The sequence below is a fragment of the Sinomonas flava genome, assembly GCF_039531875.1.
Lineage (GTDB): Bacteria > Actinomycetota > Actinomycetes > Actinomycetales > Micrococcaceae > Sinomonas > Sinomonas flava.
The window spans coordinates 67,524-82,622 of sequence record NZ_BAAAQW010000004.1 but is presented as its reverse complement, the minus strand read 5'-3'; the positions used below and the strand labels follow the sequence as shown (position 1 = coordinate 82,622).

The 15,099-nt window shown below is 68.5% G+C and carries 16 protein-coding genes; 7 read left to right on the top strand and 9 right to left on the bottom strand.

The genetic code is table 11. From position 1 onward, the window contains the following. Nucleotide 1: 1 nt before the first annotated feature. From purU to ABD298_RS07970, 6 genes are all read right to left on the bottom strand, one after another. Nucleotides 2-907: a formyltetrahydrofolate deformylase gene (gene purU / locus ABD298_RS07995; RefSeq protein ID WP_344299154.1), complete on the bottom strand. Its 906-nt coding sequence runs from the start codon at nt 905-907 to the stop codon at nt 2-4. Nucleotides 908-1,040: 133 nt separating this feature from the next. Beyond that, nucleotides 1,041-2,447: a ferredoxin reductase gene (locus ABD298_RS07990; protein WP_344299153.1), complete on the bottom strand. Its 1,407-nt coding sequence runs from the start codon at nt 2,445-2,447 to the stop codon at nt 1,041-1,043. Continuing rightward, nucleotides 2,444-3,748, bottom strand: a complete 1,305-nt coding sequence (locus ABD298_RS07985) for an aromatic ring-hydroxylating oxygenase subunit alpha (protein ID WP_344299152.1) — start codon at nt 3,746-3,748, stop codon at nt 2,444-2,446. Before ABD298_RS07985 ends, ABD298_RS07990 begins: the two co-directional genes overlap by 4 nt. A gap of 479 nt (nt 3,749-4,227) precedes the next feature. Further along, entirely contained in the window at nt 4,228-4,401 is a 174-nt protein-coding gene (locus tag ABD298_RS07980; protein ID WP_344299151.1) for a hypothetical protein, read from the bottom strand. Between the two features lie 107 nt (nt 4,402-4,508). Continuing rightward, nucleotides 4,509-5,318 (bottom strand): IclR family transcriptional regulator, encoded by an 810-nt coding sequence (locus ABD298_RS07975; RefSeq protein WP_344299150.1) that lies wholly within the window; start codon nt 5,316-5,318, stop codon nt 4,509-4,511. A gap of 79 nt (nt 5,319-5,397) precedes the next feature. Beyond that, nucleotides 5,398-5,844, bottom strand: coding sequence for a PaaI family thioesterase (locus tag ABD298_RS07970; RefSeq protein ID WP_344299149.1), 447 nt, complete (start codon nt 5,842-5,844; stop codon nt 5,398-5,400). 175 nt (nt 5,845-6,019) lie between these two features. Between ABD298_RS07970 and ABD298_RS07965 the strand changes: the two genes are divergently transcribed. Further along, on the top strand, nt 6,020-6,316 hold the full coding sequence (locus tag ABD298_RS07965; protein WP_344299148.1) for a hypothetical protein: 297 nt from the start codon (nt 6,020-6,022) through the stop codon (nt 6,314-6,316). Between the two features lie 24 nt (nt 6,317-6,340). Here ABD298_RS07965 and ABD298_RS07960 read toward each other — a convergent pair whose 3' ends face one another. From ABD298_RS07960 to ABD298_RS07950, 3 genes are all read right to left on the bottom strand, one after another. After that, nucleotides 6,341-7,693 carry a hypothetical protein gene (locus ABD298_RS07960; RefSeq protein ID WP_344299147.1) on the bottom strand — a complete coding sequence of 451 codons (1,353 nt, stop codon included), beginning with the start codon at nt 7,691-7,693 and terminating at the stop codon, nt 6,341-6,343. 85 nt (nt 7,694-7,778) lie between these two features. Continuing rightward, complete coding sequence (locus tag ABD298_RS07955) at nt 7,779-8,432, bottom strand: trimeric intracellular cation channel family protein (protein WP_344299146.1); 654 nt, start codon at nt 8,430-8,432, stop codon at nt 7,779-7,781. Nucleotides 8,433-8,458: 26 nt separating this feature from the next. Continuing rightward, nucleotides 8,459-9,085 carry a TetR/AcrR family transcriptional regulator gene (locus tag ABD298_RS07950; RefSeq protein ID WP_344299145.1) on the bottom strand — a complete coding sequence of 209 codons (627 nt, stop codon included), beginning with the start codon at nt 9,083-9,085 and terminating at the stop codon, nt 8,459-8,461. Between the two features lie 73 nt (nt 9,086-9,158). Between ABD298_RS07950 and ABD298_RS07945 the strand changes: the two genes are divergently transcribed. The 6 genes from ABD298_RS07945 to ABD298_RS07920 all read left to right on the top strand — a co-directional run bounded on the left by ABD298_RS07945 (nt 9,159) and on the right by ABD298_RS07920 (nt 15,090). After that, nucleotides 9,159-9,500, top strand: coding sequence for a cupin domain-containing protein (locus ABD298_RS07945; RefSeq protein ID WP_344299144.1), 342 nt, complete (start codon nt 9,159-9,161; stop codon nt 9,498-9,500). Nucleotides 9,501-9,554: 54 nt separating this feature from the next. After that, a complete protein-coding gene (locus ABD298_RS07940) occupies nt 9,555-10,658 on the top strand; it encodes a glutamate--cysteine ligase (RefSeq protein ID WP_344299143.1) in 1,104 nt (367 codons plus the stop codon). Between the two features lie 179 nt (nt 10,659-10,837). Further along, entirely contained in the window at nt 10,838-11,773 is a 936-nt protein-coding gene (locus ABD298_RS07935; RefSeq protein WP_344299142.1) for a sugar phosphate isomerase/epimerase family protein, read from the top strand. A gap of 2 nt (nt 11,774-11,775) precedes the next feature. Further along, nucleotides 11,776-12,744: a 3-hydroxyacyl-CoA dehydrogenase family protein gene (locus ABD298_RS07930; protein ID WP_344299141.1), complete on the top strand. Its 969-nt coding sequence runs from the start codon at nt 11,776-11,778 to the stop codon at nt 12,742-12,744. A 19-nt stretch (nt 12,745-12,763) separates the two neighbouring features. Further along, nucleotides 12,764-13,531 (top strand): SDR family NAD(P)-dependent oxidoreductase, encoded by a 768-nt coding sequence (locus ABD298_RS07925; protein WP_344299140.1) that lies wholly within the window; start codon nt 12,764-12,766, stop codon nt 13,529-13,531. 182 nt (nt 13,532-13,713) lie between these two features. Beyond that, complete coding sequence (locus ABD298_RS07920) at nt 13,714-15,090, top strand: MFS transporter (RefSeq protein ID WP_344299139.1); 1,377 nt, start codon at nt 13,714-13,716, stop codon at nt 15,088-15,090. Nucleotides 15,091-15,099: the final 9 nt, after the last annotated feature.

Below are 15,099 nucleotides of genomic sequence, written 5' to 3'. Positions count from 1 at the left end.
GCTATCGGAACACCACGGTGCTGGTCTCGTCCAGCAGGACGCGGTGCTGGCAGTGCCAGCGGACGGCGCGGGACAGGGCGAGTGCCTCGGCGTCCTGCCCGACGGTGGACAGGGCGGAGGGGCCGTAGCTGTGGTCTACCCGGATGACTTCCTGCTCGATGATCGGGCCCTCGTCCAGGTCGGCGGTGACGTAGTGAGCGGTGGCCCCGATGAGCTTCACGCCGCGTGCGTGGGCCTGGTGGTAGGGCTTGGCACCCTTGAATCCGGGGAGGAAGGAGTGGTGGATGTTGATCGCACGGCCTTCGAGGGAACGGCAGAGATCGTTTGAGAGCACCTGCATGTATCGCGCAAGGACAACCAGATCGACGTCGTATTCATCCACGAGCTCCAAGAGGCGGCGTTCGGCGTCAGCCTTGGTGTCCGGGGTGACCGGGACGTGGATGAACGGCAGGCCCGCAGCCTCGGCCATGGCGCGGTGGGTCTCGTGGTTGGAAACGACCAGGACCAGCTCACCGCCCAGGCTGCCGCCGCGCCAGCGGAAGATGAGGTCGTTGAGGCAGTGGCCGAACTTGGAGACCATGACGAGGACACGCTGCTGGGTCTGGTCGTGGAAGCTGAACTTCATGTCGAACCGCTGCGCGATGCCGCCGAACTCTTCTTCGAGCATGGCGGGGGTGTAGCTGGGGGATCCGGAGAACGCGGTGCGTAGGTGCAGCGTCTCGCGCAGGCTGTCGTCGAACTGCTGGTGCTCGTCGATGTTGAAGCCGCGCTCGAAAAGGAACGTGGTCACTGCCTGCACGATTCCGGCCTGCTCCCGGCAGGACAGGGTCAGCACGAACTTCTGGGCGTGCTCGTCCTTGAGCTCCGGCCGGATAGCCGTGGCACGTGCTGATTCCATGAGGGTCATGCCCCTCCTCCTTATAGATATATTCAAAATTGAAGACTGATATATGAGACTGAGCCAGCTGTACTGGTCAGCAGGCAAGGTCTGCGTCAGGCCTTCTGGGTGTGGGGGACGCAGGCGCCGCTCCGGGGGGCGTCTAGGCGTCGAGGACCACGTCGGTGCGCGCTGTGGAACAGCAGGGAAGGAATTTGCCCGCGTCGATCTCCCGTTTGCGGATCCCGCCTTGGTGGTTCATCTCGACCTCCCCGGAAAGCTTGACGATCTTGCAGGAGCCGCACATGCCCTCCTTGCAGTTGGCGCCGATCCTGACGCCCGCCCGCTGCGCCACCTCGAGGATGTGTTGGTCGGGATCGATCCGCACATTGATGCCGGTGCGCATGAAGGACAGGGTGAGACTTCCCGTTCCGACCGTGTCGAAGCTCGAGGCATCGGGGGTCCCTGCCTCGGGCCCTGCGTCCGAACTGCCTCCGGGGATCGGCGCGTCCGGGTTGGCGGTTTCGAGCGGCAGCCCCGTGGCCTGCAGGGTTCCATCCTCGTCGTAACCGGGCTCATAGAGTCCGAACGGGCTGGGCTGGCTTTCGTAGTAGTCCTCAGCGGAATTGGCGATTTCCTCTGCAATCTCCTCTGCGATGTCCGCCGCGAGGGCGAGCTCAGCCTGGTACTCGAGGATGGTCTGGCGGTCACCCGAGAAGAACTCCATGTAGATGGAGGTGTCGTCGACGCCTACCTTCTTGAGGAGTTCGGTGGCGCTGTTCAGGTAACCCTCCGGGCCGCAGGCATACACTTGGCGGCCGTTTGCATCCGGAGCAACCTGGTCGATCATGGCGGCCGTCAGCCTTCCGCTGAGCCCTTCCCACCCGTCGGGCTTGCTGCGGTCGCCCAGGGAGTAGAAGACCTTGACGCGCGAGTCCACGGATGCGATGTAGGCTAGCTCCCGGTGGAAGGCGAAGCCGCCTGCTTCCGCGCCGTGGTAGAGCACCACCACGTCCGCGCTTCCGGGCAGGGAGTGGATGGTGCGCAGCATCGACATGATGGGGGTGATGCCGGCGCCGGCGGCCAGGAAGAGGTACCGCGCGCGCCGGTCGGCGTCAGGCAGGTGGAATGCACCTACAGGTCCCAGCATGTCCAGGACGGTGCCGGGCCTGACGTTCTGGTGCACCCACGGGGAAACCAGTCCGCCCGGGTCGCGCTTGACGGTAACGCTGAAGGTCCACGGTTCCGTGGGCGAACTTGACAGCGAGTAGCTGCGGTCCACCGGTTCCTGGTCCTCGCCGTTCACCGGGAAGGCGATGTTCACGTACTGGCCCGCGCGGAACGCCAGGGGCGCGCCGTCGGTGCGGCGGAAGGTGAAGGTCATCATGCCGCCCGCTTCGGGAACAGTCTCGACGCATTCGGCCATGAACTCCTGCGGATGCCACGGCCCCAGGGCCTTGGCTGCGCTGGCCGGTCCTTCGATGCTGCCCATCACGCGGTTCCACGGCATTTCCAGGCCGCGGATGCGCTGTGGCTCCTGGGTGGGAATCTCAGTGAGGACGTCCGTCATGCCAAGTGCTCCTGCACGCGCTGGACGTACCAGTTGATGAACGCCTCTACCTGGTATTCGCTCTTCATGTAGGGGCCGGGCTCGTACGCGGGGCTGGCAGCTCCCTGTTGGCAGAGCTCCACGAACGCCTTGTCCTGCAGGTTGGTCTGCTTCCAGGTGTAGGTGAGCTTGTCGAGGTCGTAGTCCACGCCCTCCTCGGCGTCGTCGGCCACCAGCCAGGTGGTGCGGACCAGGGACTGGTGCTCGTTGATGGGGAAGACGCCGAACGTGATGACGTGGTCGCCCAGGAAGTGGAACCAGCTGTTGGGCTGCAGGTGCATCGAGCAGCGGCCCAGGCGGAAGTCGGGCAGGTCGCCAAGCAGCTTCTTGGAGAGCCTGCGGCCGTCGGCCGAGAACGATTCGCCTTCGCCGTCCAGGGATTCGCGTGAGATGCGGATGCCGGCGATGCGGGTGTCGAGTTCCTCAACCACCTCGTAGGGCAGGCCGTACCGGCGGCACCGCTCCTCGAGCGAGGACTGGGCTTCCTTGTTGCGGTCCCATACCTCTTCAAGGTGGGCCGGGATCAGTCCCTCGGTCAGGCCCCAGGTCGGGAAGAGCGAGCAGGCGAGTTCCGGGTGCCCGTCGCAGTGGTAGCACTCACGGTTGTTCTCCATGACGAGCTTCCAGTTGCCCTCTTCGATGATGTTCTGCTGGTAGGCGATCTTCGTCTTGGACAGGTCGTGGGGTGCGAGGTAGGGCTCGAAGATCTTCGAGGTCTCGTCGAAGTCTGCGGGCGGCTCGTCAGCAATGCAGACGAAGATGAGTCCGGCGACCTCGCGGCTGTGGGCACGCTTGAGGGCGAAGCAGTTCTTGTCGAACTTCGCTTCACCGGGAGCGGAGGCGTGGATCAGGTTGCCCTCGGGCGAGTAAGTCCAGGAGTGGTAGCCGCAGACCAGGTTTCCGGTGGAACCGGCAGCTTCGGTCAGGACACGTGCACCGCGGTGGCGGCAGACATTGTGCAGGACGTTGACGTCACCCTCGTCGGTGCGCAGCACGATCAGGGAGTAGGGGCCGTAGTCGACCGTGATATAGTCGCCCGGCTCCGGCAGTTCGGCAACGCTGCCGGCAAAGATCCAGTGCTGGCCGAAGATGGCCTCCATGTCGATCTTGAAGAGCGTGGGGTCGGTGTAGAAGGGGGCATCGAGTGAATATCCCTGACGCCGGAACTCAAACAGCGCAGCGATTTCCGCCAGCTTCTCTGCAGGCAAGGTCGAAGCGAGTTTTCCGCGCGAATTGAGGGGCACGTTCACTTGAGCAGTCATTGATTCCTCCCGGGAGGGCTGGGTAAGTGTGGCTTTTGGGCGACTACGGCGTGGAGGCAAGCGGCATCGTCTGGGGTTGAAGTTGCGCGTTCAGGAGGAGCTGCGCGAGAAGGGGTCTCTCGGGCGATGCTTGGAGCGGATCCATGTCAGGCCCTTCCTGGAACTTGCGTCCTACGCAACAACAATCAGCATGTGCAACAGCGTGACGTAGGCCACCCTCGCTGTCAAGCGATGACGGATGCGTTCTGAACACTGCAGGCAGCAGGCCAGTTCACCCGGCCAGGCAGTCCTTCATTCGATGCATGGGGACACGTTCGGGCCAGCCGCCTGGCAGCGGCCTGACGGGCCGGAGGCCGGGTGCGACGCAACGGCTGCGGGGGGTGCTCGGCGAGCGCCCCGTCACTCAGCCGCAGCTCGGATACCATCGAACGGCGGGGCCAGGTTGTAGATGTCCAGCCGTGGCCAGCGCAGGTTCGCGATCACGGCAACGCCCCCAGCACGGCGAGGATGTTCACTGGGAGGCCCCACTTGCCGATGGAAACCGTGCCTCGGAGCACTCGGCTCATACGGATCGCCGCGGCGAGGACCGCGAGGGTGCAGGCCACCACCGCCACGACGATGCACGCCAGCTGACCGAGGACTTGGCGGAGCACGCCGTCGGACCTGCGGCGCAGTGCATCGCGGGCAATCGAAGATAGCCAACGGCACCCGAGAACAGGCAATGGCCCTGAGTCATCTTGGATTCGGGGCCCTCGATGGTCTAGCGCCGCGTGTAGCCCATGTTGGCGCTGACCTTCAGTCCGGCTTCCGTGAGCGTTTCCAGCAGGCCGGGGATCTTCTCGGGGTCGAACCGGAACGCGGGCCCCGAGATGCTGATGGCGCCCGTTACTTCGCCCCGATGGTTGTAGACGGGCACCGCCACTGCATTCAGGCCGATCTCGAACTCTTCCCGCACTACCGCGTACCCCTTGGCGCCCACCTCGAGCAGCTGGGCATCCAATTCTTTCCGGCTGGTGATGGTCCTGGCCGTGCGGGCTTTCAGTCCGGTCTCTTTCAGGATGCGGTCCCGTTCATCCGCACCCAAGGCAGCCAGGAGCACCTTCCCGCTGGAGGTGGCGTGCAGCGGCGTCAGGCTTCCCACCCAGTCATACGTTGCCAGTGTGGAGGGGCCCATGGCTTGGTCGACATTGACGGCATAGTTGGAACGCAGGACGGCGAGGTTGACCGTTTCCTTGAACTCTTCGGCGAGGCTCTCGAGCACAGGCCGTGCCTCGTGGACCAGACTCAGCCGCCCAGGAATGGAGCTGGCCAGTCGGAGGATTCCAAACCCGAGCTGGTACTTGCCGCGATCGCTGTTCTGGTGGACCATCCCACGACTTACCAGAGACCCCATCAGCCGAGAGACGGTGGACTTGTGGATCCCCATCTCCTCGGCAATCTCACTCACGCCCGCGTGCCCTTCCCGGGCCAAAATCTCCAAGACAGTCAGCGCCCGCTCCACGGACTGCACTCCGCCGGACTGGCCGCCCTCGACGTCAGTCTCTGGTTCCGGTTCGTTTTTAGGAGCCATGCTTACTGATCCTATGCTGGAATCGTGATGGCCGTGACAGCGTGCATATCTGCCGCGCGTACACGCCGGGCCCTGCCGCTTACCCCTCCGCCGGCGCGGGGACGTAGGTGAAGGTCGACGTCGTGAGGAGCCGCCCGTCCCCGTCCGTCACGTCCACCCGGGCGACGACGACGCTCCCGCCCGCGCGCTGCAGGCGCGCCGTCGCGACGGCCGGGCCGAGGCCCGAGCTGTCGAGGAAGCTCATGCTGGACTGCGTCACGAGCGGCAAGCGTCCGGGCCCCATGGCCTGCCCCGCGAGGTACGAGCCGGTCAGGTCCGCGGCTCCGAACAGGGCAGTGGAGGAGAAGTGCCCGCCCGGCCCGCACAGCCGGCCGGCGAGCGGCATGCGGGTGGCGACCATCGCGCCGTCGCACGCGTGGGGCTCGAGGCCGAGGGTGGCGGTGATCTCCCCGGCCCCCGCCGCGAGCGCGGCGCGGAACGTGTCCCACCCGAGGACGAACTCTTCAAGGCTGACGGGCAGGGGCATGGGGATCCTTTCTGCGGATGGGGCGTCGCATGCCGCCCACGGTGACAACCGCGTCCCGGCCGCGAAAAGTCACGCGGGGGTCTGGCCCGGGACGCGGGGGATTCGTAGGCTGTCGGCAGGCGCTCGGCGCGGTGCCGGTCGCCGGGACCCGAGGCGAAGGAGCAGGTAACCGACGATGACGAAGACGCACGTCCACGAGGGCCACACGATCGCGGACCACGAGCACGGGCCCGGCTGCGGCCACGAGGCGGTCCAGCACGGCGACCACGTCGACTACGTGCACAACGACCACCACCACGCCGTGCACGGCGACCACTACGACGACCACGAGCACGTCGCCGAGCACTCCGTGACGGAACACGAGCACGGGCCCGGCTGCGGCCACGAGGCGGTCCAGCACGGCGACCACGTCGACTACGAGCACGACGGCCACAAGCACGCCGTCCACGAGCACCACTACGACGAGCACTGACGCCGAGCGCGGGCGGGCCTGGCGTCAGCCGGCGTCGAGGATCTGGGTGAAGGCGTCGATCATCGTCGACTCGACGCCGGCGCCGCCCGCCACGAAGTGCCCGAGGCAGCTGTACACCGTCATGCTGCCGCCCGCGATCCCGGGGAAGTCCGTGTCCCACCCGCCCTCGTAGCTTCCCTGCGCCATGGAGGGCGGGAAGAACTCGGCGGTGGGGATGTAGCAGACCGAGGCCCCGGCGTAGCCGCAGACCCATACCGACTGGGAACCGCCGAACTGGGCACGCAGGTACACCGCGTACCCGCTCACGAGCTCCCCGCTCGCCCACACGATCTTCAGCGGCTCCTCACCGTCGATCGTCCACCGCTGGATCGCCGAGGGAACGCCGGTCAGGACCTGCCCGCGGTCGATCCTCTCGATCATGGTCTCCGCGTGGCGCCGGTACCAGGGCGGGAAGCCGGAGGGGTTCGGCAGCCTGTCGGTATAGTCGGCGCGGACCGCTGCGAGGTTCCCGGGGGAGGCGTCGATGTCCAGCGGGATCGTGAGCCCCTGCACCGCCGTGGAGATGCCGCCCGCCAGCGTGCGCCCCGAGGTGTCGAGCCCCCGCACCACGGCCGAGCCGAGCGAGTCGCCCCACTGGTCCCGCAGCGACCAGCTGGCGGCGCCGCGCGGATTCTGGTCGCCGCCGGCCCCTTGGACGAACATCGCGAAGGCCCCCGTGCTGTTCTCCACGAAGGCGCACGCACCGGCGGGGTAGTCGCCGTCGTACAGGTTCTGCAGCCCCGCCGCGACCGGGTGGCAGCCGTATCCGAAGATGGCGGCCACGGGCTCGCCGCCCGGGCCCCTCGCGGTGAGCAGCGGGACGTCGGTCTCGTTGTACGGCAGGCCCACCCGGTTGATCGCGAAGGTCTGGGTGAGGACCTGGTAGTCGAGAGTGACGGGGGTCTGCGGCGCCGCGAGCGCCTGCTGCGCGGCCTCGACCACCCGGTCCACGAGCCACGTGCCGTAGGCCGTGACCTCCGTCAGGTCGGTCAGCCCGTAGGAGATGTAGGGGTCGAGGGTCTGGACGAGCACGGGGCCGTTGTGGGTGTGGGTCGCCTGCAGCACCACGTCCGAGGCGCCCCAGCCGGCGAGCCCGAGGATGCGCGGGAGGGCGGCGTCGTGCAGCGCCACCGGGAAGGCGAGGATGTCCGCGGTCAGGAGCAGGTTCGGCGCCCCGCCGTCCCAGAGCACGACGGCGCGCACGTAGATCGGCGCGAACGGCGTGCTGGCGGAGGCCTGCCGGCCGCCGTCGTCGGTGCCGTAGCCCCCGAGGTACGGGTTCGGTGCGGCGGATGAGGGGGTGATGTCGACCTTCGCGGTCGAGACGGAAAGGCCCATGCTCGCTCCTGAACCCTGACGGAAACAAGCTCATGGGACCACGTCCCGACCCCGGCGTCCAGAGGCGGAACGGCGGGCTTCGCACTCAGTCGGCGGGCGGCGTCGCGCGCCCCTCGCGGTGGGCCACGACGGCGGCGAACGGCACCCGCCAGCGGAAGCGCAGCGACAGGACACGCAGGGCGAACACGACCACGGCGACCGCCCCGCCGCTCGCGGGCGTGTAGGCGCCGACCTGCCAGAGGAACGCGACCAGGCCCGCGCCGAGGAGCGCGGGGACGGCGTAGATGTCGTGCCGGTCGAACAGCTGGGGCCGCACGTTGGCGACCGTGTCGCGCAGGAGCCCGCCGCCGATCGCCGTCGTGGTGCCGAGCAGGGCACCCGAGATGGGGTTGGCGCCGAGGGTGAGCGCCGTGATGGTGCCGGTGGTGCAGAACAGTGCGAGCCCCGCGGCGTCGAACAGCAGCAGCGTGCGGCGCAGCTTCACGACCGCGGGCAGGAGGAAGAAGACCACCACCGCAGCGGCCACGGGCGGCGCGAGGTAGACCGGCTCGGCGAACGCGTTGGGGAAGCGGCCCAGCACGAGGTCGCGGATCACGCCGCCGCCGAGTCCCGTGAGCGAGCCGAGGAAGAGCGATCCCACGATGTCGAAGTTCTTCTGCGCCGCCATGAGGGAGCCGGAGACGGCGAAGAAGAACACCCCTGCGAGGTCGAGGACGAGGGGCCAGGCGTCGTGTTCCATGGCACAAGACTAGGGACCGGAGGGGCTCATGCGCCGCCTACTGCTGCGTGGAGGATGTCGAGGGCGTTGGACTTCATGGCCGCGAAGGCCTCCTCCGCGCCCAGGCCGCCCACGCCCGTGAGCCACACGTACGGCTCGATCCCCGCCGCGGCGCGGAGCCGGACGGCGAGGCGGTGCACGTCGATCCCGGGATGGGTCCCGGCCAGGGGCGCGAGAGCCTCCTCGTACCAGCGCACGGCCCGGCCGCCGCGGAGCGCTGGCTGGCCCGCGCCGGGGGCGAGGGAGGCCCGCAGCGCGGCGCGCATCTGGGGCTCCCAGTCCCGGATGAAGGCGAAGTGCTCGCCCAGGGTGCGGTCCAGCCGCTCGGCGACGTCCGACGGCGGGTCCTCGCCGAGGAGCGAACGCTCGCCCGTCTGGGGCATCGCCGCGTTCAGGAGCGACTCCTTGTCGGGGAAGTACCGGTAGGCCGTGGTGCGCGAGATCCCGGCGCTGGCCGCGACGTCCGACACCGAGGGGTCCTGCCCGTCCGCCATGAGCCCGCGGAGGGCCTCGACGAGGGCCCGCTGGGTGCGGCTCTTCTGTCCCGTCCGGCCGGTGGCCGTGTAGGACCCGGCGTGCGGACTCCCGGGCATGCCATTGTGCGCGTGGACCATGCGCCTTACGATACTCGTGTCCCTTCATGGGACGGAAGTACCATGAAGCCGCGCGGAACCCAGGAGGCCTCCCATGTCCGACCCTCTCGAGGTCAGCCCCGACCTCTACCGCCTCGTGTTCGAGAACGACCGCGTCCGTGTCCTGGAGTACCTCGACCGGCCAGGCGACTCCACGGGGACGCACTCCCACCCCGACAGCGTCATGGTCACCCTGACGGGCTTCAGCCGCCGCCTCACGTCCGGAGGCCGGGAGGTCGAGGTCGAGATGCCCCCGTTCCAGGCGCGCTGGCTCGACGCCCAAGAGCACTCGGGCACCAACATCGGCACGAGCGAGACCCACACCCTCTTCATCGAGCTCAAGGAGCCCCGGCCCGACCGCCCCGCGCGCGGGCGGCTCGGCCCGTCGGAGTCGTAGGCCGCCCGCCGCGCGCTGCCCGGCGGCGCGCCCGAAGCCTGACAGAATGGCGGCATGCGGACGTTCGGGGTTGAAGAGGAACTGCTCATCGTCGACCCCGAGACGGGCCAGCCGGTGGCGCAGGTCGAGCGGATCCTCGCGGTCATGGGCCGGCCGCGGGACACCGAGCGCGAGTTCAAGCTCGAGCAGATCGAGATCCAGACGGCGCCTGCCCTCACCCATGACGAAATCCTCCGCCAGCTCTACCGCGCGCGCCGCAGCGTCGACCAGGCGGCCCGGCAGGTCGGGGCGCGCATCGCCGCGCTCGGAACCTCGCCCCTGAGCGCCGCCACCCACCTGAGCCCGGGCGCCCGGTTCGAGCAGATGGCGGACGAGTACCGGCTCACCTCCCAGGAGCAGCTCACGTGCGGGCTCCACGTCCACACCTCTGTCGAGTCCCCCGAGGAAGGCATCGCGGTCCTGGACAGGATCCGGGAATGGCTCCCGCTGCTGGTCGCGATCAGCGCCAACTCGCCGTTCTGGCGCGGGACCAACACCGGCTACGCGAGCTACCGGACGCAGGCGTGGAACCGCTGGCCGACCTCGGGCCCCCAGGAGCTCTTCCGCACGGTGGAGCAGTACCGCGGGCTCGTGGAGTCGATGGTCGGCACGGGCGCCATCCTCGACGAGGGCATGGTCTACTTCGACGCCCGCCTCTCCCGCGAGCACCCCACGGTCGAGGTCCGGGTGGCGGACGTGTGCCTCGACGCCGCGGACTCCGCCCTCCTCGCCGTCCTCGTGCGCGGGCTCGTCGAGACCGCGGCGCGCGAGGCCGCGGAGGGGAAGGAGCCGCTCGGCACCCCCGCCGCGCTCCTGCGCCTGGCCGCCTGGCGGGCGAGCCGCTCCGGACTCAACGGAGACCTCGTGCACCCGCTTGAGCAGCGCCCCGTGCGCGCGACCGACGCGGTGGACGCCCTGGTCGCGCACATCGCGCCGGTGCTGCGCGAATCCGGCGAGCTGCACTGGGCCGAGCGCGACCTCAAGACCCTCCTCCAGCGGGGTTCGGGGGAGCGGTCCCAGCGGGAGGCCGCCATCGACGGGCTCGAGCTGCGCGCCGTGGTCGCCGCCGCCGTCGAGGCCACCCAGAAGCACGACGGCGGGTGGGACGCCGGCGCGTAGTCCGCGTCCGCCGTCGGGCTTCCTGCCACCCCTCCCTGCCGGGGAGCCACTTCCTGCTCCGCTCTGCGCTGCCCAGAATTTCCGCGTCCGCGGTTGACGTCAGACATATTTCCTATAGGATCTTTTCGTGAGCCGCACCACAGGACGGCTCGGGAAAGAAACCGATGCAACGGAGCACCATGCCGACGGAACCCGCCTTCACGGCCGAATCATGGCCGATCGCCACCTGCCTCCACGGATTCAGGACCGTGGACCGCGACGGCATCGCACTGCACGACGCCCCTGCCGAGACCTGGGACGACATGTTCTCCCAGATCGCCGAGGTGGGCTTCAACCTCGCCGAGCTGGCAGACAGCCACATCCGCCCTGCGGACCTCGAGCCTTCCCGCCGCGACGAGTTCCTCTCGATCGCCGCGTCCCACGGCGTGGGCATCCCGTCCGTGCACCTCCAGCGCCAGAGCGTCATCATGCCCGGCCACGAAGAGCGCAACCTCGAGTACGCGCACCGCACCATCGAGGCCGCCGCCGAGTGGGGCATGCAGGTCTTCTCCACCGGACTCCACCAGCCGTTCAGCGAGGCCCAGCGCAAGGCCCTGTGGTTCTGGACCGCCGAGGGCCCGAAGGACCCGGACGACCGCGAGGTGTGGGACACCGCCGTCGGGCGCATCCGCGAGCTCGGCAAGCACGCCGCCGATCTTGGCCTGCGGATGTCCCTCGAGATGTACGAGGACACGTACATCGGCACGGCCGACAGCGCGGTGCGGTTCATCGAGGAGGTCGGGCTCGACAACGTGGGGCTCAACCCCGACGTCGCGAACCTCATCCGCCTCCACCGCCCGGTCGAGAGCTGGCAGGAGCTGTTCGACAAGACCCTCCCGTACGCGAACTACTGGCACGTGAAGAACTACACGCGCGACGAGGCCGCCGACGGCAGCTGGGCCACCTCCGTCCCCTCGACCATGGAGGCCGGCCTCATCAACTACCGGCAGGTCTTCCGCGACGCGATCGCGCTCGGCTTCGACGGCATCATCCTGACCGAGCACTACGGCGGCGACAGCCTCGGCATGTGTGCCACCAACCAGAAGTACATCCGCACTCTCCTCCCGAAGGGCTAGCCATGACTTCCCAGAACGTCACCGTCGCCGTCGTCGGCTCGGGCTACATGGGCGGCGGAATCGCCCAGGTCCTCGCCCTCTCCGGCGCGACGGTCCGCATCGCCGACGTCTCCGAGGAGATCGCGCGCAAGAACTACGGCCGTCTCCTGGACGAGGCGCGCGAGTTCGTCGCGGACGGGCTCTTCCCGCAGGACGCCGTCGAGCGCCTCGAGGCGAACCTCTCGCCTGCCGCTTCGATCGAGGAGGCCGTGGCCGAGGCCGACTTCATCGAGGAGGCCGTGCCCGAGAAGCTCGAGATCAAGCACGAGACGCTGCGCCGGATCAGCGCCGCGGCGCGCCCCGACGCGATCATCGGCTCCAACACGTCGACGATCCTCATCGCCTCCCTCGCCGAGGCCGTGGAGCGTCCCGAGCGCTTCCTCGGGGTCCACTTCTCGAACCCGGCGCCGTTCATCCCCGGCGTCGAGCTCATCCCGCACCCCGGGACGGACGAGTCCCTCATCCCCTTCGTGGAGGGGCTCGTGGCGGCCACCGGCAAGGAGAGCGCGCGGGTCAAGGACGCCACGGGCTTCGTGCTCAACCGGCTCCAGTACGCCCTGTTCCACGAGGCCAGCCAGATCGTCGAGGAGGGCATCGCCACCCCCGAGGACATCGACACGATCGTCCGGACCACCTTCGGCTTCCGGCTGCCCGTGTTCGGTCCCTTCGCGATCGCGGACATGGCGGGGCTGGATGTCTACTCCTTCTGCTACGCCTCGCTCCAGACCCGCTGGCCCGAGCGCTTCGCCACGCCGGAGTCCCTCAAGGAGCTGGTCGAGGCCGGCAAGTTCGGCACGAAGTCCGGCGAGGGCTACCTGGACGTCCCGGCAGAGCGCATCCCGGAGCTCGTCGCCTACCGCAACCGGGCCTACGTCGCCATGAAGAAGCTCATGGACGAGCTCGGCCCTGCACCGATCCACACCGACAACTGACACAGACCTGGAGAGCAGCATGACAGCCTTCCCCGCATCCCGCACCGTCATCCTGACCGGCGCCGCCTCGCCCCGCGGCATCGGCCGCGCGTCCGCGCACTACCTCGCCGAGCGCGGCTGGAGCATCGGCATCATCGACCTCGACGCCGAGGCAGCCAAGCGTGTCGCCGAGGAGATCGCCCTCGAGCACGGCGTGGCCGCAGCCGGCGCCGGCGCGAACGTCGCCGACGAGGACCAGGTCCGCGCTGCCTTCGACGAGCTCGAGGGCTCCCTCCCGCAGATCGTCGCGCTCGTGAACCTGGCCGGCGTCTCCTCGCCCGTGCCGTACCTCGAGGTCACGGCCGAGGAGTGGAACCGCGTCCTCGACATCAACCTCAACGGCGTCCACTACGCGACCCGCCGGGCCGTCGAGTCCATGGTCAAGCACGGCGTCGGCCGCGTCGTGAGCCTCTCGTCCGTCTCGGCCCAGCGCGGCGGCGGCACGTACAGCAAGACCCCGTACTCGGCCGCCAAGGCCGGCATCATCGGGTTCTCCCGCAGCGTCGCCCGCGAGCTGGGCCAGCAGGGGATCACCGTCAACGTCATCTCCCCCGGCCCCATCGACACCGACATCATGGGCGGCACCCTCACCGAGGAGCGCAAGGAGAAGATGGCGGCCGACGGCGTGCTGCCGCGCATCGGCAGCCCGCGGGACATCGCCGCAGCGATCAACTACCTCATCAGCGAGGACGCAGGCTTCGTGACGGGCCAGACCCTGAACGTCGACGGCGGCCTCTACATGCACTGAGAAGGGAGCACCGACATGCGCCTGAAGACCGGCCCCTGGACGAAGTCGAGGATCCTGTTCCTCGCCATCGGCCTGATCCTCGTCGGATTCGGGCTTGCCAGCATCCTGCCCGCGCTCGGCGGCTGACCGAGCACTCCACCGAAACGCACCCAACCCCGGCATCCCCTCGAAGGAGAGTGGACATGTCTTCGTCAAGCGCCCGTTTGACTGACACCGTAGGCACCAACCCGGCCCTGAAATCGGCCATCGCCAAGGCCTCGAAGCATCTCATGCCGATGCTCGTCATCCTGTACTTCGTCGCCTTCCTCGACCGCACCAACGTCGGCTTCGCGGAGGCGGCGCTGCGCGCCGACCGCGGCGTGTCCGACGGCGCGTTCGCCCTCGGCGCGGGCATCTTCTTCATCGGCTACGCGCTGTTCGAGATCCCGAGCAACCTCGCCCTGAAGAAGTTCGGCGCCAGATTCTGGCTGGCCCGCATCGCGATCACGTGGGGCGTCGTCGCCGCGGCGTTCGCCTTCACGACGAACGACACGATGTTCACCGTCCTGAGGTTCCTCCTCGGCGTGACCGAGGCCGGGCTCTTCCCCGGCGTGATCATGTTCCTCGCGGAGTGGTTCCCGAACAAGGTCCGCGTCCAGATGTTCGCGATCTTCTACCTCGCGCAGCCGTTCTCACAGATGATCGGCGCCCCGCTCTCGGGTGGCCTTATCAGCTTCGGCGACACCCTCACGCCGTGGCACGGCTGGCAGGTCATGTTCTTCGTCGAGGGCATGCTCGCGGTCGTCGCCGGCATCGCGGCGTTGTTCCTCCTCACGAACAGCCCCGCCCAGGCCAAGTTCCTGAACGACGAGGAGAAGGCCGCGCTCTCGAACGTCATGGCGCTCGAGGACAAGGTCCGCACCGAGGACGGCCCGAACGGCATCTGGCGTGCGATGGCCAACTGGAAGGTCTGGTACTTCACGGTCATCTACTTCGCCCTCCAGATCGCCGTCTACGGCACCACCTTCTACCTCCCGCAGCAGGTCGCAGGCCTGCTCGGCAAGAAGGTCGGCTGGGAGGTCGGCCTCGTCTCGGCCATCCCGTGGCTCGTGGGGCTCTTCGCCTGCTACTTCCTGGGCAGGGCAGCCCACACGATCGTCCGCCGTCGCAACTGGGGCACCATGCTGTACATCGGCACGGGCGTGTTCATCCTCGGGTCGGGCTGGGCGGGAGCGAACAACCTGCCGCTCCTGGGCATCCTGTTCATCACCCTCGCCGTGGCGAGCTTCCTCTCGGTCGGCCCCATCACCTGGGCCTTCCCGACGGCATTCCTCACCGGCACCGCCGCCGCAGCGGGCATCGGCCTGATCAACTCGCTCGGCAACCTCGGCGGCTTCGTCGCCCCGCTCATGCGCACCGGCATCAACGCCGCCGTGCCCACCGACTCGGGCGTCTGGGGCGTGGTCTCCCTCGGAGTCTTCGCCTTCCTCGCCGCGATCATGGTGTTCGCCACCAAGTTCTTCAAGGTGGCGAAGTCGGACGAGCTCCTCGCCAAGGAGGCGCCGGCCGTCGGCCACTGACGCCAGGCC